The following is a 15,630-nucleotide window of genomic DNA, read 5'->3' as shown; positions in this document are numbered from 1 at the left end:
GGGTGCCTCCGGGGAGTCGGGTGGTGCGGGCGTCGTCGCCCGCCCCGAGCCTAGGGCCGCGGGCCGGAGGGCGGCCTGAGCGCCGTCCTGGTGGGCGTCGGCGCGGTGCGGCGAGGTCAGCGCCGCCCGCCCGCGGCCACGAGCTCGGTGCAGTCGTCGCTGCCCGTGAGGCGGCAGTACACGTCGGCCAGCTCGGCGGCGGAGAGCGACCAGGGGTGCTCGAGCGCGCGCTCCCGGGCGGCGGTCGCGAGGCGCTGCCAGGTCGCGTCGTCGCCGAGCAGGCGGGTCAACGTCTCGCCCCAGCGGGCCGGGTCGCGGCTGTCGAGCACGACGCCGGTGACGCCGTCGACGACCGACTCGCGCAGGCCCCCCGACGCGGCGGCGACGACCGGGACGCCGCTCGCGGCGGCCTCGAGGGCGATCAGCCCGTACGTCTCGGAGTGCGAGGGCACGAGCACCAGGCGGGAGTCGCGGAGCAGGGCGGCGAGGCCCGCTCGCGTCCGCGGCCCCAGGAAGCGCACGTCGAGGTCGAGGCGGGCGGCGAGGTCCTCCAGCTCGTGCTCGTAGCCGGCGTGCTCGGTGCTGGCTCCGCCGGCGATGACCAGCTCGGGGCGCAGGTCGGCGGGGACGGCCGCGACCGCGGCCACGGCGAGGTCGGGCGCCTTCAGCGGCTCGAGCCGACCGGCGACCACGACGTAGGGCCGGTCGGAGCGGGGCACGCCCGGCGTCGCCGGCCGGAAGAGCTCGGCGTCGACGCCGGGCAGCACGACCCAGAGCCGGGCCGGGTCGCCGCCGAGCCGCGTGGCGACCGTCTCGGCCTCCGCGCGGCTGATCGCGACGACCGCGTCGCTCTCCCGCGCGAGCAGGGCCTCGCCGGCGAGGCGGCCGGGCGACTCGGCACGCTCGCCGTCGGAGAGGGGCGTCTCGTCGCCCGCGGCGATCGAGTGGAAGCTCTGCACGTGCGGCACGCCGCGCTCGCGCGCGACCGGCAGCGCGGCGACGCCGCTGAACCAGTGGTGCGAGTGGATGACGTCCCAGGGGCCCTGCTCGGCCAGGCGCTCGCGGAACTCGTCGACGAACTCCTCGTGGCGGCCCTTCGTGACGGGCTCGGTCGGGCCGGCGGTCAGGACGCGCAGCGTGACCCCGGGCGAGAGCTCGACGGTGTCGGGCCCGTCGGGCGACGAGCGCCGGGTGAGGATCTCGACCCGGTGCCCGGCTGCGCCGAGGGCCTCGGCCTGGTTGCGCACGACGACGTTCATGCCGCCCACGTCGCCCGAGCCGGGCTCGGCACCGGGGGAGGTGTGCAGCGAGACGAGCGCGATGCGGAGGGGGGAGGTCACCGCCCGAGCGTACCCGCCCCGCGGCGGGCGCCCCCGCGCCGCTCGCACCCGCCGGGCCCTGCCTGCCCGCTCGCCCCGCCCCGCTCGCCCGGCCCCGCTCGCCCGGCCCAGCCGAGCCCGCCCCGCCCGGCCCCGCCCCGGGCCCCGGAGCTAGGGTGAGGCATGGCGAGCGAGGCGACGATGCTGCAGGTGGGCGACCGTGAGGTCCGGATCTCGAGCCCGGGCCGGGTGCTCTGGCCCGACCTCGGCGTGACGAAGCTCGACCTCGCGCGCTACCTCGTCGACGTGGGCGACGCGTTCGTCCGCGCGAACGGCGACCGCCCGATCTCGCTGCAGCGGTTCCCCGGCGGGGTCGACGGCGACGACTACTTCTCGAAGAACCCGCCCCGCGGCGCTCCCGACCACGTGCGCAGCGTCGTCGTGACCTACCCGAGCGCGCGCTCGCACCCCCAGCTCGTCATCGACGAGCCGGCCGGGGCCGTCTGGGCGGCGCAGATGAACACGGTCGTCTTCCACCCCTGGGCCTCGCGGGCCGGGGCGAGCGACCTGCCCGACCAGCTCCGGGTCGACCTCGACCCCCAGCCCGGCACCGACTTCTCCGACGCGGTGCCCGCGGCGCACGAGCTCCGGCGCGTGCTGGCCGACGCCGGGCTGACCGCGTTCGTCAAGACGAGCGGCAACCGCGGCCTGCACGTCTTCGCGCCGATCGAGCCGACCCGGGAGTTCCTCGACGTGCGGCACGCGGTGATCGCCGCGGCGCGCGAGCTCGAGCGCCGCATGCCCGACGCCGTGACCACGAACTGGTGGAAGGAGGAGCGGGGCCGCCGCGTCTTCGTCGACTACAACCAGGCGAACCGCGACCGCACCATGGCGGGCGCCTGGTCTCCCCGGGCGCTGGCCCGCGCCTCCGTCTCGACCCCGCTCGAGTGGAGCGAGCTCGACGCGACCGACCCGGCGGCGCACACCGTGCTCACCGTGCCGGGCCGCCTCGCCGCGACGGGCGATCCGTGGGAGCACATGCACGACGAGCCCGGCACGATCGACGGGCTGCTCGGCTGGTGGGAGCGCGACGTCGAGGCGGGCCTCGGCGAGCTGCCCTTCCCGCCCGACTTCCCGAAGATGCCGGGCGAGCCGCCCCGCGTCCAGCCCAGCCGCGCGAAGGCGGCGCCGCAGGGCGACCAGGTCGCGCCGGTCGAGGAGGTCGAGTAGGCCCGAGAGCAGCGCGGCAGGAGTCGCGGGTCGGCCCCCGAAGGCGCCTCGCAGACGCGTCAGGCCCGGACGAGCACCTCGCCCAGGTCGTAGGCCGTCGGCACCTCCAGCTGGTCGAACCCGCACGAGCGCGCCTCGCGGTCGGCCCGCCACCGGGCCACCTGCACCGTGTGGCGGAACCGCTGCCCCTCCATCTGGTCGTAGCGCACCTCGACCACCCGCTCGGGGCGGAGCGGGACGTACGAGACGTCCCTTCCCGACGAGAATCGGCTGCGGTCGGTCTCGGCGTGAGCGACCCCGCCGTCGTCGTCGTGCACGACGAGGTCGGCCAGCTCGTCGACGAGCTCGAGGCGACGGGCGTCCGAGAACGCGGAGGCGCCTCCCACGTTCCGGAGCTCGCCGTCGGCGTCGTGCAGCCCGAGCAGAAGCGACCCCACGCCCTGCCCGCTCTTGTGCACCCGGTAGCCGAGCACGACGACGTCGGCGGTGCGGTGGTGCTTGACCTTGAGCATCGTGCGCTTGCCCGGCCGGTAGGGGCTCGCCAGGGGCTTGGCGACGACGCCGTCGAGCCCGGCGCCCTCGAACTCGACGAGCCAGCGGCGAGCGACCTCGGCGTCGGTGGTCGTGCGGCTCAGGTGCAGCGGGGCAGCGGCGTCGGCGAGGAGGTGCTCGAGCGCGGCCCGGCGCTCGCCGAAGGGGCGCTCCGAGAGGCTCTCGTCGCCCTCGGCGAGCAGGTCGAACGCGACGAACGAGGCCGGCGTCGAGACCGAGAGCGTCGCGATGCGCGAGGCCGCGGGGTGGATGCGCTGCGAGAGGACGTCCCAGTCGAGCCGCTCGTCGCCGGGCTCGCCCTGCCGCAGCACGATCTCGCCGTCGAGCACGCACGGGCCGGGCAGCCCCTCGGCGAGCGCGGCCACGAGCTCGGGGAAGTACCGGGTGAGCGGCTTCGAGCCGCGGCTGCCGAGCTCGACCGTCTCGCCGTCGAAGTAGACGAGGCCGCGGAAGCCGTCCCACTTCGGCTCGTACGACAGGCCGCCCTCGACGCTGTCGGCGTCGGGCACGGCCGCGACGGCCTTCGCGAGCATCGGGGCGACGGGGTCGGTGATCGACGGCACGGCGGCGGCGGCGCGGGCGTCAGAGTCGGTGCCGGTGCCGGTGCCGGTGCCGGCGTCGGCGTCGGCGTCGCGAGCGGGGGAGTCGGTGGTCATGCGCCGAGTCTGGCCCGGGTCGTCGACTCCGGCCCGGGAGGCGTCCTCAGCCCGTCGCGAGCTCGTCGCCGCGTCCGGCCGACCGGAGGTGCCACTCCGTCTGCGCGAGCGCGGAGGCGAGCACGAAGCCCGTCATCGACCGGAGGCCGCCGCGCCAGCCGGTCATGCGCTCGGCGACCTCGAAGACCGTGGGGGAGGCCTCGCCCGCGCCCTCGGCGTGCAGGGCGTCGAGCGCGGTCACCGCGTCGAGGGTGCGGTCGGCACGGTGCGCGACCAGAGCCTCCGCCCGCTCGGCCAGGCCGACGAAGCGGTACTCGTGGCCGGGGCAGACCTCGAGGGCGTCCGCTCCAGGCCGGTCGAGGGGGACCATCGCCCGCAGCGAGGCGAGGTGGTCGTCGAGGGGGTTCGACGCGGTGCGGCCGCCGAGGCCGATGCCGGGGTTGATCGTCGGCAGCACGTGGTCGCCGGTGAAGACGAGGCGCTGCTCGGGCTCGACGACGCACAGGTGGCCGGCGGTGTGGCCCGGCGTGTGCACGACCCGCAGGCGGCGGCCCGCGACCGGCAGCTCGTCGCCGTCGGCGAGCAGCAGGTCGGGGGTGACCACGGGCAGGGCGCGACCGGACCCCCAGGAGGCGACCAGCGCCTCCGTCAGCTCCCGGGGGGCGCCCCAGCGGGCGACGTCGGCGTCGTCGGCGGCGCGCCGGTCGAGGGCGGCGGCCTCGAGGGCGTGCATCGCGACCCGGGCCCCGGAGGCGCGGCGCACGTCGTCAGCGGCCCCCAGGTGGTCGAGGTGCAGGTGGGTGACCACGACGAGCGTCAGGTCGGAGAGCTCGTGGTCGACCGACCGCAGCGCCGCCTCCAGCCGGGGGACGGCGTCGGGCCCGGCCCAGCCCGGGTCGATCAGCACGAGGGAGCCGTCGGAGCCCTCGACGAGGTAGCTGAACGAGTGGCCCTCGACGCGGTCGCCCACGGTCGACGACAGCGACCAGACGCCGTGCCGCACCTCCTCGAGGGGAGGGAGCGTGCGGGTGCGCAGCGCCTCGGCCTGCACGGGGCTGATCGGGGCGGAAGCGGGCACCTGGCGAGCCTAACGCTGGCGCCGCACCCCCGAGGTGACCCGTCCTGGGCCGCCGGGGCTGCCCCGGGCCCAGGACGGGTCACCTCGCCGTGCGTCAGCTCACTCGGCGGCGACGTCGACCAGCACCTTGCCGGTCACGCCGGCCTCGACGGCCTCGTGCGCGGCGGCGGTCCGCTCGAGCGGGAACCGGTGGAGCGGCAGCCCGGCCTCCTCGCCGACGGGCAGGGCCCCGTCGCGCACGGCGGCCGTGACGTCCTCGGCGGCGGCCTGGAGGGCGTCCTCGCCGACCGTGTACAGCAGCACGAACTGGTAGCGGGTGTTGGTGCCCATGTTGGCGCGGAGCGGCAGCGAGACCTCGTCGCCGCCGTCGTTCGCGTAGATCGCGACGGAGGCGCGGGGCGCGACGACCGCGGCCACCAGCTCCGCGTTCTGCCGGATCGACACCTCGACGACCACCTGCACGCCGTCGGGGGCGAGGCGGCGGATCTCGGCGGCCGCGTCCTGCTCGCGGTAGTTCACGACGTGGTGGGCACCGGCGGCGCGGGCGAGGGCCGCCTTCTCGTCGCTCGAGATCGTGGTGATCACCGTGGCTCCGGCCCAGGCGGCCAGCTGGATCGCGGCGTGGCCGACCGCGCCCGCGCCTCCCGAGACCAGGACGGTGACGCCGTCGAGCGCGCCGGGCGACAGGCGCGTGGGCCCGTCCTCGTGGACGGTGAGCGCGCGGTGCGCCGTCATGGCGGGGACGCCGAGGCTCGCGCCGAGGTCGAACGAGGCCCCGTCGGGGAGGGGGACGACGCGCTCGCGGGGGAGGACGGTGTACTCCTGGGCGGTGCCGGTCGCGTGGCCGTTCGCGGAGATGAACGACCAGACCCGGTCGCCGACGGCGAGGTCGGTGACGCCCTCGCCCACGGCGTCGACGACGCCCGCGCCGTCCTGGTCCGGGGTGACCTCGGGGTACGGCGTGGCCTCCCCGGGGCCGGAGCCCTGGCGCGACTTCCAGTCGGTGGGGTTGACGCCCGACACGACGACGCGCACGCGCACCTCGCCGGCGGCGGGCTCGGGCACGTCGCGGTCGACGAGGTGCAGCACGTCGGAGGCGGGACCGGTCTCGGTGTAGATGATCGACTTCATGCCCCGAGTCTGCTCCGGGGCGGGGCTCCGACGTCGAGTCGGCTCGGAGGTGCGCCTCCGCCGGGGCAGGATGGTCGCATGAGCAGTCCTCAGGGGGAGGCGGGTGCCGGCGCCCCGCCGTGGCGGGTCGTCACGCGGCGCGACGGGTCGTCGTCGTCGGCGCCGCACGACCCCAGCGCCGGGCGCGTCGTGGTCTGGGTCGCGGTCGTCGCCGTGCTCGTCATCGTTGCGGTCTCCGTCGCGGCCCTGATCGCCGCCCGGCGGCTCGCCGAGGCGGAGTCCGTGGCCGACGCGGCCGACCGTGCGGACCGCATCGGCGACGCCCTGATCGAGCCCGACCTCACCGACGCCCTGGTCGACGGGGACCCCACCGCCGTCGCCGTCATGGACGCCGTCGTCCGCGACCACGTGCTCAGCGAGAGCATCGCCCGGGTCAAGATCTGGGACGAGACCGGCCGCGTCGTCTGGAGCGACGAGCACCGGCTGATCGGCCAGCGGTTCGAGCTCGGCGACGACGACCTCGAGGCCCTCCGCGGCTCGGGCGTCGAGTCGGAGGTCAGCGACCTCACCGAGCCCGAGAACGTCTACGAACGCGACGAGGGCCGCCTGCTCGAGGCCTACCGCTCCGTCCGCACGCCCAGCGGCCGACCGCTGCTCGCCGAGGTGTACTTCCGCTACGACGAGGTCGTGCAGCGGAGCGGCCAGCTGTGGGTCGGCTTCGCGGGCATCACCATCGGCAGCATCTTGCTCGTCGTGCTGCTGCTGCTCCCCGTGCTCGCTCGTCTGCTCCGTGCCCTGCAGGGCGCTCGCCGCCACCGTGAGGCGCTGCTCGAGCGTGCCCTCGAGGCGAGCGGCGACGAGCGGCGGCGCATCGCGGGCGCCCTCCACGACGGCGTCGTCCAGGACCTCGTCGCGACCTCGCTCGCGGTCTCGGCCGAGTCCGCCGCGTCGCGACGCCGCGGCGACCCGGCGACAGCCGACGGGCTCGACGCCGTCGCCGCGACCGTCCGCGGCAGCGTGGGCGCCCTCCGCAGCCTCCTGGTCGACATCTACCCGGCGAGCCTCGCCGCGTCGGGGCTCGAGCCGGCCCTCGTCGACCTCGCCCAGGCCGCGTCGGCGCGCGGCGTGCCCGTCCGCCTCGACGTCGACCCCGACGTCGCGAGGGCCCTCTCCGCCGACCACCAGCGCCTTGTCTTCCGGGTCGTGCAGGAGTCGCTGGTGAACGTGGTCGCCCACGCCAGGGCCTCGTCGTGCACCGTGCGCGTGGCCGCCCCGGCAGGCCGGCCGGGCGCCGTCGTGACGGTCGCCGACGACGGGGTCGGCTTCGACCCCGCGCTCCTCGACCGGCCCGACCCCGCCCACTTCGGGCTGCGCGTGCTCCGCGACCTCGCCGCCGAGGCGGAGGCGACCCTCGAGCTCGCGACCGCGCCGGGCCGGGGCAGCCGGTGGCGCCTCACGACCGGGGCACCGTGATCACGGTCGTGGTGGTCGACGACCACCCGCTCGTGCGGGCGGGGCTCCGCGCCCTGCTCGACGGGGCGGACGACGTCCGCGTCGTCGGCGAGGCGGCGGACGGCGAGGCCGCGCTGCGCCTCGTGCCGCCCCTCGCTCCCGACGTCGTGCTGATGGACGTGTCGATGCCGGGCATCGGCGGGGTCGAGGCGACGCGACGGCTGATCGACGGCGGCTCGTCGGCACGGGTGGTCGTCCTGACCTCGTTCCCCGACGCGGTCACCGTGCACGGCGCCCTCGCCGCCGGGGCGACGGGCTACCTGCTCAAGGACGCCGACCCGGCGACCGTCCTCGACGGCGTCCGGTCGGCGGCGCGCGGCGACGCACCGCTCGACCCGAGGGCGGCGCGGGCGCTCCTGCCGACCCGCGCCGCGACTCCTGCCGTCCCCGTCGCCGACCCGGGCGGCCGGGGCGAGGGTGGCCCGCCGGATGCGCGGGTCGTCGTCGGTCGGGAGGCCGACGTGCTGCGCCTGCTCGGGCGTGGGCTCTCCAACCGCCAGATCGGTCACGAGCTCGGCATCGCCGAGCGCACGGTCAAGGCCCACGTGGGCAGCATCTTCCGCCGCGTGGGCGTCGCGGACCGCACGAGCGCGGCGCTCTGGGCCCGGGATCACGGGTACTAGTACCAAGGTCCGATGGTGCGGCGGCGAGCGCCCGCCGAGACTCGGTGTGCGGCCGGAGCTGGCCGCACACCCTCCTCGGAAGGCCCCCACCATGCCCTCGTCACTCCTCCGCTCCGCCCGCGCCGCGGTGCTCGTCGTCGCCGTCGTCGCCGGGTCGCTCGCCCTGTCGGCCGCCCCGGCCAGCGCCTCCGGCAAGACCAGCGCCGGCGGGAACTACGCCGTCACCGTCGGCGGCACCACCTACGACCCCGCGCCGGGCCGCAGCCTCAAGCTCTCCGACCTCGCGCCGTCCGCCCGCATCGCCGTGCGGGGCGTGAACAACGGCTTCGACGTCGACGTCGCGACCCTCGGCGTCTACGACTACACGCTCACCGGCGCGCCCGACACGCAGCGCATGGTGACGGGGCCCACCGTGGTCTTCGCCTCGAAGGTGCCGACGCTGACGCCGGCCCAGCGGGCGGGAGCGACCATCAAGTCCCTCGAGGTCAAGGACGACACCCTGACGCTGCTCTTCAGCACGTCGGCCGGGAAGTTCAAGATCCAGGCGAAGGACGGCGCGCAGGGCGGCATCTTCCAGATGGAGGCCGAGTTCGCCGCGCCCGTCGAGTACGTGCACACCCTCGCGCCCGGCGTCTTCTACTTCGTCAACCAGTACACCGGCAAGGTCAACTTCGGCGACGGGGTCGACGCGGTCACCTCGGGGTCCGGGGCGCACCAGATGCTGCTCGGCAAGGACAGCCCGCAGGTGGCGACGAAGACGTTCCAGAGCGGCACCGTCACGAAGTGGCTCGTGCAGCCCGGCGGCCGCCTCGGCGGCGTCCTCGGCGAGGACGCGATCGAGCTGAGCGCGGGCGCGACCAACTGCACCAGCCAGTGCCAGGCGCAGAACCAGATCCGCGGCTCGCTGCCGGTGCCGCCGAACCCGGTCGACCCGACGCCGATCGGCGGCTGACGCGCCGACGCTGGTTCACCGAGGTGCCCCGTCCTGCGGCCTCCGACTCCCGGAGACCACAGGGCGGGGCACCTCGTCGCCGTGTCGCGCGGCGTGCCCGCGCGACGTGCCCGCACTGCCCGCCCGCGCGTTCGTCAGCGCGGGCGCGTCGCCGCGTGCGCCGGCGCCCAGCCGAACGCGGGCGCCACGTGGTCGGCCACCGTGCGCAGCAGCCGGGCGTTGTAGTCGACCCCGAGCTGGTTCGGCACGGTGAGCAGCACGGTGTCGGCCGCCCGGACGGCCGCGTCGCCGGCGAGCTGCGCGGCGATCACGTCGGGCTCGCCGACGTAGCTCTTGCCGAAGCGCGACTGCACCCCGTCGAGCAGACCGACCTGGTCGCGGGAGTCCTGCTGTGCGCGGACGCCGAAGTACCGGACGTCCTCGTCGGTCGTGATCGGGATGACGCTGCGGCTCACCGAGACGCGCGGCTCACGGGCGTGCCCGGCGGCGGCCCACGCCTCGCGGTAGAGCGCGATCTGCTCCGCCTGCAGCTCGTCGAACGGCACGCCGGTGTCCTCCGTCAGGAGGGTGCTGCTCATCAGGTTCATGCCCTGCTCGGCCGTCCACGTCGCCGTCGCGCGGGTGCCGGAGCCCCACCAGATGCGCTCGCCGAGCCCGGGGGAGAGCGGCTCGATCGCGAGCGGGCTCGACCAGCCCGTCATGCGCGGGTCGCTCGTCGCGACGGCGTCGCCCGCGATCGCGGAGCGGAACAGCGCGGTGTGGCGACGCGCCATGTCCGCGTCGGTCTCGCCGTCGACGGGCACGTGGCCGAACGCCTCGTAGCCGCGCAGCGAGGTCTCGGGCGACCCCCGGCTCACGCCGAGCTGGAGGCGACCCGCGCTGATCAGGTCCGCGGCCGCGGCCTGCTCGGCCATCGAGAGCGGGTTCTCGTAGCGCATGTCGATGATGCCGGTGCCGAGCTCGATGCGGCTCGTCCGCGCCGCAATGGCGGCCAGCAGCGGGAACGGGCTGGCCAGCTGCCTCGCGAAGTGGTGCACGCGCACCGACGCCTGGTCGATGCCGATCTCCTCGGCGGCGACCGCCAGCTCGATCGACTGGACCAGCGCCTCCCGGGCGGTCGGGGTCCTCGACCCCGGGACGTCCTGGTAGTGCCCGAACGACAGGAACCCGATGCTCTTCTCCATGCTCAGCGCCAACCCCGCGGGGCCCGCCCCCATTCCGTCCGGACGGCACAGGTGACGGGACGGGGCCGCGCCGCTAGCGTGGGCGGGGTGGAGAACCGATTCCGTGTCGACGGCGACGACCTCGGCATCGACCTGCGCGCCTCGTCCGTGATGCTCGGGAGCGACGGGGTGGTCGACGCCACCGTGGTCGCCGAGCGCCTGCCGGCCGACGTCGACTGGTCGGACGCCCCGCCCCGCCTGCACTTCCGTGACGTGCCCCTCAAGTTCGACGGGGCCACCTTCGGCGCGACCGTCGACGATGACCTGCTCGACGAGCACGACATCGCCTTCTGGCTCGAGGGCCGGGAGGACGTCCACGGCGTGCTCAGCCTCGGCGCGGGCGACCGGCTGCGCTTCGTCGGCACGACCCACGTCACGGGCGAGCCGAAGGCCTGGCGCCTCGACGTCTCGATCCGCTTCGGCGGCTCGGGCCGCACCCCCGCCGTCTGAGGCACGCCCCGGGCACGGGCCGGCGCGGAGCAGGCGCGGGGCAGGCACCGAGGAGTCGCGGGCGAGGAAGATGGACCGCATGAGCCCCCGACGCCCCCGCCCCGGTCGCCCCGGCCGCACCGCCGCCGCCCGCACCGAGCACGCCTCCGCCGCCCGCACCGCCCGCCTCCTCGCCGCGACCCTCGGCGGGAGCGGCGTCCTCCACCTCGTCGCGCCCGCGACCTACGACGCCGTCGTGCCGCGCAGCATGCCCGGCTCCGCGCGGTTCTGGACCGTCTCCTCCGGGGTCGCCGAGCTCGTCATCGCGGCGGCGCTGGCCTCCCGCCCCACCCGGCGCGTGGGGGGCGCGCTCGCCGCGGCCCTGTTCGTCGCCGTGTTCCCGGCCAACGTGTCGATGGCGACGCGGTCCCTGCACAGCGCCCGCGCCTCCCGCGTGCGCCGCGTCGTGACCCTCGTGCGCCTGCCGCTCCAGGTGCCGCTCGTGACGCGGGCCCTGCTCGTGCGGCGGGCCGGCTGAACGCGCTCCCACCGGGCGCGACCGTACCTGCCGGTACGGTGGACGCCGACCGACCGGGCTGACCACCGCCCGGCCGCCCGGCGCTCGGCACCGCACGCCGCCCACCCCGCCCCCCACCGACGGCCCCGCCGCACGGAAGGCCCCATCATGACGACCATCGACCTCAACGCCGACCTCGGCGAGGGCTTCGGCCGGTGGACCCTGGGCGACGACGAGGCCCTGCTCGACGTCGTCACGAGCGCGAACGTCGCCTGCGGCTTCCACGCCGGCGACCCCGAGTCCCTCCTGCGGGTCGTGGGGCAGGCGCACCGGCGCGGCGTCGTCGTCGGCGCGCACGTGTCGTACCGCGACCTCGCCGGCTTCGGGCGCCGCTACCTCGACGCCTCGCCCGCAGAGCTCGTGGGCGACGTCGCCTACCAGGTGGGCGCCCTCGACGGCCTCGCCCGGGCCGCCGGCACGGCCGTGCGGTACGTCAAGCCGCACGGGGCGCTCTACACGACCATCGCCCGCGACGACGACCGCGGAGCCGCCCACGCCGACGCGGTCGTCGAGGCCGTGCTGCGGGTCGACCCGGCGCTCGCCGTCGTGGGGCTGGCCGGGTCGGCCTTCCTCCGCCGCGCCTCCGCCGCGGGACTCGTCACCGTGCCCGAGGCCTTCGGCGACCGCGCCTACACGGCGTCGGGCGAGCTCGTGCCCCGTCGCGAGCCCGGGGCGGTGCTGCACGACCCCGCCGAGATCCGCGACCGCGTCCTCCAGCTCGTCGAGACGGGGCGGGTCACCTCCGTCGACGGCCAGGAGGTCGAGGTCGACGCGCGCACGGTCTGCGTGCACGGCGACTCGCCCGACGCGGTCGAGGTCGCGCGTGCCGTCCGCACCGGCCTCGAGGAGGCGGGGGTCGCCCTGCACTCCTTCGTCACCGTCCCGGGGGCGTCGGCGTGAGCGGCGACGACCGCTCCGGCTCCGCCGACCGGCACAGCGGCCTCCCGCGGGAGCCGCGCATCCTGCCCCTCGGCACGGACGGGGTCCTCATCGAGACCGCCGACCTCGACGAGTCGCTGGCCCTCTTCGGCGCGCTCCTCGCGCAGCCCGTGGCGGGGATCCTCGACGTCGTGCCCGCGCCGCGCACCGTCGCCGTCCGCTTCCTGCCCGCGCTGCTGCCGGTCACCTCCCTGCTCTCGGTGATCCGGTCGCTGCCGAGCTCGCGCGACGCCGCGACCGAGGGGCGCCTCGTCGAGATCCCGGTGCACTACGACGGCGACGACCTCGCCGAGGTCGCCGAGCTCAGCGGGCTGACGGTCGAGGAGGTCGTCCGCCGCCACACCGGCGCCGTCCACACCGTCGCCTTCACCGGCTTCGCGCCGGGCTTCGCCTACCTCTCCGGCGGTGACCCCGCCCTCGCCGTGCCGCGACGGGCCGTGCCCCGCACCCACGTGCCCGCCGGCGCCGTTGCCCTCGCGGGCGAGTTCTGCGGCGTCTACCCGCGCGAGAGCCCGGGCGGCTGGCAGATCGTGGGCCGCACCGAGGTCGCCCTCTGGGACCTCGCCGAGCGGGTGCCCGCGCTGCTGCAGCCGGGCATGCGGGTGCGCTTCGTCGACGTCACGGCGAGCACCGGCGACCGGCCCGACGCGGCCGTGGCGCCGGCCGACGGGGCCGTGGTGCGCTCCGCGTCGACCCGGGCCGCGTCGTCGCAGGCCGCGTCGTCGCCGGTCGCGCCGCCGCCCCGTCCCGACCGGGCCCTGCTCGTCGACCGCCCCGGCCCGCACACGATCCTCGAGGACCTCGGCCGCCCCGGCCGCTCCGGCCTCGGGGTCTCCCGCTCCGGGGCGATGGACCACCGGGCGCTCCGCGAGGCGAACCGCCTCGTCGGCGCCGCCACCGGCTCGGCCGCGCTCGAGCTGGCCTACGGCGGCCTCGAGGCGACGGCGCGCGGCGACCTCGTGCTCGCCGTGGCGGGCGCTCCCGTGCCGATCACGGTCACCGGGCCCGCTGGCCCGCGCCCTGCCGTGGTGGGCGCCGCGTTCGCGCTCGACGACGGCGACCTGCTCACCGTGGGGGCGCCTCCCCGGGGCGTCTACTCGTACCTCGCCGTCCGTGGGGGCTGGGAGGCCGAGCCCGTCCTCGACAGCGTCTCGGGCGACGTGCTCGCCGGGCTCGGCCCGCAGCGGGTGCGCGTCGGCGACGAGCTCGCGGTGGGCCGCGCCTGGGCCGAGAGCGTCGCCGCGGCGGCGCCCGACGTGCAGCGCACGGTCTCGGCGCCCGACGAGGTGACCTTCCTCGACGTCGTGCTCGGCCCGCGGGACGACTGGTTCACGCCCGAGGCCGTCGAGCTGCTGACCGAGCAGCGCTTCACCGTCACCGCGCAGTCGAACCGCATCGGTCTCCGGCTCGAGGGCGAGCGGCCCCTCGAGCGCCTCGTCGCCGACGGGCTGCCCGCCGAGCTGCCGAGCGAGGCCACTGTGTCGGGGGCCCTGCAGGTGCCGCCCTCCGGCCACCCCGTGCTCTTCATGGCCGACCATCCCGTGACGGGCGGCTACCCGGTCGTCGCGTGCGTCGTGGGCGACCAGCTCGACCGCGCGGCCCAGGTGCCGATCGGCGCCCGCGTGCGGTTCCGGGTCGTGCCCGGGCCCGACCTCGGGCGGGGCCGCCGCGGCGACCGGCAGGACGACCACCTCGACGAGCGCCTCGCGGCCGAGCGGGGGACGGAACGGTGATCAAGCTCCTCATCGCCGAGCGCGGCGAGGTCGCCGTGCGCATCGCCCGCGCCTGCGCCGACCTCCAGCTGCCCTCGGTCGCCGTCTACACGGCCGACGACGCCGCCGCCCTGCACGTGCGCGCGGCCGACGAGGCCTGGGCGCTCGAGCCCGTCGACGCGCTCGACGCCGGCTCGGCGGTCGACGCCGCCCCGGCCGTCGGCCCCGTCGGCGGCTCGCCCGGCGGGGGCACCGCAGTCGGCACCGCCGTCGGCACGCCCCCGGTCGGCCGCCCCGACGCCTACCGCGACATGCAGGCGATGCTCGACGCCGCCGTGCGCAGCGGCGCCGACGCGGTGCACCCGGGCGCCGGCCCGCTCTCCGAGAGCGCCGAGTTCGCGCGCCGCGTCGTCGCGGCCGGGCTCACCTGGGTCGGCCCCGACCCCGCGACGATGGAGGTGCTCGGCGACAAGATCGCCGCGCGCGCCCTCGCCGACTCGGTCGGCGCCCCGCTCGTCGTGGGCACCTCCGGGCCGGTGCGGCGGCCCGACCAGGCCGTCGCGTTCGCGCAGCGGCACGGGCTCCCGATCGCCCTCAAGGCGGCGAACGGGGGAGGCGGCCTGGGGCTCCGCGTCGCGCGTCGCCTCGACGAGGTGGCCGACCTGCACGACAGCGCGGTGCGCGAGGCCGTCGCCGTCTTCGGCCGCGGGGAGTGCTTCGTCGAGCAGTACCTCGACCGGCCGCGGCACGTCGAGGCCCAGGTGCTCGGCGACGGCGAGGGCGGCGTGGTCGTCGTCGGTACGCGCGAGTGCTCGGTGCAGCGCCGGCACCAGAAGCTCCTCGCCGAGGCCCCGGCGCCCTTCCTCACTGACGAGCAGCTGGCCGTCGTCGTCGACGTCAGCACGGCCGTCTGCGGGGCCGTGTCGTACCGCGGCGCCGGCACCGTGGAGTTCCTCGTCTCGCAGGCGGGGCAGGTGTCCTTCCTCGAGGTCGGCACGGCGTTGTCGGTCGAGCACGCCGTCACCGAGCTGACGACCGGCGTCGACCTCGTCCGGCAGCAGCTGCTGCTCGCCGACGGGCGGCCCCTCGAGGTCGCCGCCGCCCCGCCGGTGCTCGGGCACGCCCTCTCGTTCCGCGTCACGGCGGAGGACCCGGGCCGCGGCTTCCTGCCGGCCCCGGCCCCGGTCGCCCGTCTCGAGTTCCCCGGCGGGCCGGGCGTCCGCGTCGACGCCGGCGTGGCGCCCGGCGACGACGTCCCGCCCGGCCGCGACTCGCTGCTGATGACCCTCTCGGTCTGGGGCCGCGACCGCGACGAGGCGCTGCGCCGCTCTCGGCGCGCCGTCGACGACCTCGTGGTCGACGGCCCGGCGACCTCCGCGCCCTTCCACCGCCGCCTCCTCGACGACCCCGCCTTCGCCCCGCCCGGTGACGAGGCCCCGACCGTGCACACCCGCTGGATCGAGACGGAGTGCCCCTGGCTCGACGGCCTCGCGGTCCGGACGCCGGAGGCGCGGGCCACGCCCGTCGTCCTGCGCACCTGGGTCGAGGTGGCGGGCCGCCGCGTCCCCGTCGTGCTGCCCGCCGAGCTGGCTGACGTCGAGGTCGTGGCCGCGATGGTCGCCGCCGTCGTCGGCGAGGACGACCCCGTCGACCGCCCCGACGACGGGGGACACGTCACGGCCCCGTAAGCTGGGAGA

The 15,630-nt window shown here is 76.7% G+C and carries 14 protein-coding genes; 9 read left to right on the top strand and 5 right to left on the bottom strand.

Annotated features, from left to right (window positions below):
- Positions 1 to 116 precede the first annotated feature (116 nt).
- Positions 117 to 1,340 carry a glycosyltransferase gene (locus IFT72_RS05915; protein WP_371741186.1) on the bottom strand — a complete coding sequence of 408 codons (1,224 nt, stop codon included), beginning with the start codon at positions 1,338 to 1,340 and terminating at the stop codon, positions 117 to 119.
- A 162-nt stretch (positions 1,341 to 1,502) separates the two neighbouring features.
- On the opposite strand from IFT72_RS05915, the gene ligD reads away from it, so the two are divergent.
- Positions 1,503 to 2,549, top strand: a complete 1,047-nt coding sequence (gene ligD / locus IFT72_RS05910; RefSeq protein ID WP_192045769.1) for a non-homologous end-joining DNA ligase — start codon at positions 1,503 to 1,505, stop codon at positions 2,547 to 2,549.
- A gap of 59 nt (positions 2,550 to 2,608) precedes the next feature.
- Here ligD and IFT72_RS05905 read toward each other — a convergent pair whose 3' ends face one another.
- From IFT72_RS05905 to IFT72_RS05895, 3 genes are all read right to left on the bottom strand, one after another.
- On the bottom strand, positions 2,609 to 3,757 hold the full coding sequence (locus tag IFT72_RS05905; protein WP_192045768.1) for an ATP-dependent DNA ligase: 1,149 nt from the start codon (positions 3,755 to 3,757) through the stop codon (positions 2,609 to 2,611).
- A gap of 46 nt (positions 3,758 to 3,803) precedes the next feature.
- Positions 3,804 to 4,835 carry an MBL fold metallo-hydrolase gene (locus IFT72_RS05900; protein ID WP_192045767.1) on the bottom strand — a complete coding sequence of 344 codons (1,032 nt, stop codon included), beginning with the start codon at positions 4,833 to 4,835 and terminating at the stop codon, positions 3,804 to 3,806.
- A 99-nt stretch (positions 4,836 to 4,934) separates the two neighbouring features.
- Positions 4,935 to 5,966, bottom strand: coding sequence for an NADPH:quinone reductase (locus IFT72_RS05895; RefSeq protein ID WP_192045766.1), 1,032 nt, complete (start codon positions 5,964 to 5,966; stop codon positions 4,935 to 4,937).
- Between the two features lie 78 nt (positions 5,967 to 6,044).
- Between IFT72_RS05895 and IFT72_RS05890 the strand changes: the two genes are divergently transcribed.
- The 3 genes from IFT72_RS05890 (at position 6,045) to IFT72_RS05880 (ending at position 9,053) form a co-directional block, all read left to right on the top strand.
- Complete coding sequence (locus tag IFT72_RS05890) at positions 6,045 to 7,439, top strand: sensor histidine kinase (protein ID WP_192045765.1); 1,395 nt, start codon at positions 6,045 to 6,047, stop codon at positions 7,437 to 7,439.
- On the top strand, positions 7,436 to 8,101 hold the full coding sequence (locus tag IFT72_RS16595; protein ID WP_192045919.1) for a response regulator: 666 nt from the start codon (positions 7,436 to 7,438) through the stop codon (positions 8,099 to 8,101). Before IFT72_RS05890 ends, IFT72_RS16595 begins: the two co-directional genes overlap by 4 nt.
- 91 nt (positions 8,102 to 8,192) lie before the next feature.
- Positions 8,193 to 9,053 (top strand): hypothetical protein, encoded by an 861-nt coding sequence (locus IFT72_RS05880; protein WP_192045764.1) that lies wholly within the window; start codon positions 8,193 to 8,195, stop codon positions 9,051 to 9,053.
- 134 nt (positions 9,054 to 9,187) lie between these two features.
- Here the strand turns inward: IFT72_RS05880 and IFT72_RS05875 are convergent, their stop codons facing one another.
- Positions 9,188 to 10,237, bottom strand: coding sequence for an LLM class flavin-dependent oxidoreductase (locus tag IFT72_RS05875; protein ID WP_192045763.1), 1,050 nt, complete (start codon positions 10,235 to 10,237; stop codon positions 9,188 to 9,190).
- Between the two features lie 87 nt (positions 10,238 to 10,324).
- Between IFT72_RS05875 and IFT72_RS05870 the strand changes: the two genes are divergently transcribed.
- The 5 genes from IFT72_RS05870 (at position 10,325) to IFT72_RS05850 (ending at position 15,621) form a co-directional block, all read left to right on the top strand.
- Positions 10,325 to 10,726, top strand: a complete 402-nt coding sequence (locus IFT72_RS05870; RefSeq protein ID WP_192045762.1) for a hypothetical protein — start codon at positions 10,325 to 10,327, stop codon at positions 10,724 to 10,726.
- Between the two features lie 79 nt (positions 10,727 to 10,805).
- Positions 10,806 to 11,243, top strand: coding sequence for a hypothetical protein (locus tag IFT72_RS05865; RefSeq protein ID WP_192045761.1), 438 nt, complete (start codon positions 10,806 to 10,808; stop codon positions 11,241 to 11,243).
- Positions 11,244 to 11,390: 147 nt separating this feature from the next.
- Positions 11,391 to 12,182 carry a LamB/YcsF family protein gene (locus IFT72_RS05860; protein ID WP_192045760.1) on the top strand — a complete coding sequence of 264 codons (792 nt, stop codon included), beginning with the start codon at positions 11,391 to 11,393 and terminating at the stop codon, positions 12,180 to 12,182.
- A complete protein-coding gene (locus IFT72_RS05855) occupies positions 12,179 to 13,954 on the top strand; it encodes a carboxyltransferase domain-containing protein (RefSeq protein ID WP_371741185.1) in 1,776 nt (591 codons plus the stop codon). Before IFT72_RS05860 ends, IFT72_RS05855 begins: the two co-directional genes overlap by 4 nt.
- Positions 13,951 to 15,621, top strand: coding sequence for a biotin carboxylase N-terminal domain-containing protein (locus IFT72_RS05850; protein WP_192045759.1), 1,671 nt, complete (start codon positions 13,951 to 13,953; stop codon positions 15,619 to 15,621). Before IFT72_RS05855 ends, IFT72_RS05850 begins: the two co-directional genes overlap by 4 nt.
- Positions 15,622 to 15,630 lie beyond the last annotated feature (9 nt).

Source organism: Frigoribacterium sp. CFBP 8754, from assembly GCF_014841815.1.
Lineage (GTDB): Bacteria > Actinomycetota > Actinomycetes > Actinomycetales > Microbacteriaceae > Frigoribacterium > Frigoribacterium endophyticum.
Note: the sequence above shows the minus strand (reverse complement) of the source record. Positions and strands in the feature narration are given on the sequence as shown.

Bases quoted from the DNA above. Each gene is read 5' to 3' on its own strand.
- ligD (WP_192045769.1), top strand. From the start codon at position 1,503: ATGGCGAGCGAGGCGACGATGCTGCAGGTGGGCGACCGTGAGGTCCGG.
- IFT72_RS05905 (WP_192045768.1), bottom strand. From the start codon at position 3,757: ATGACCACCGACTCCCCCGCTCGCGACGCCGACGCCGACGCCGGCACC.
- IFT72_RS05895 (WP_192045766.1), bottom strand. From the start codon at position 5,966: ATGAAGTCGATCATCTACACCGAGACCGGTCCCGCCTCCGACGTGCTG.
- IFT72_RS05890 (WP_192045765.1), top strand. From the start codon at position 6,045: ATGAGCAGTCCTCAGGGGGAGGCGGGTGCCGGCGCCCCGCCGTGGCGG.
- IFT72_RS05880 (WP_192045764.1), top strand. From the start codon at position 8,193: ATGCCCTCGTCACTCCTCCGCTCCGCCCGCGCCGCGGTGCTCGTCGTC.
- IFT72_RS05875 (WP_192045763.1), bottom strand. From the start codon at position 10,237: ATGGAGAAGAGCATCGGGTTCCTGTCGTTCGGGCACTACCAGGACGTC.
- IFT72_RS05865 (WP_192045761.1), top strand. From the start codon at position 10,806: ATGAGCCCCCGACGCCCCCGCCCCGGTCGCCCCGGCCGCACCGCCGCC.
- IFT72_RS05860 (WP_192045760.1), top strand. From the start codon at position 11,391: ATGACGACCATCGACCTCAACGCCGACCTCGGCGAGGGCTTCGGCCGG.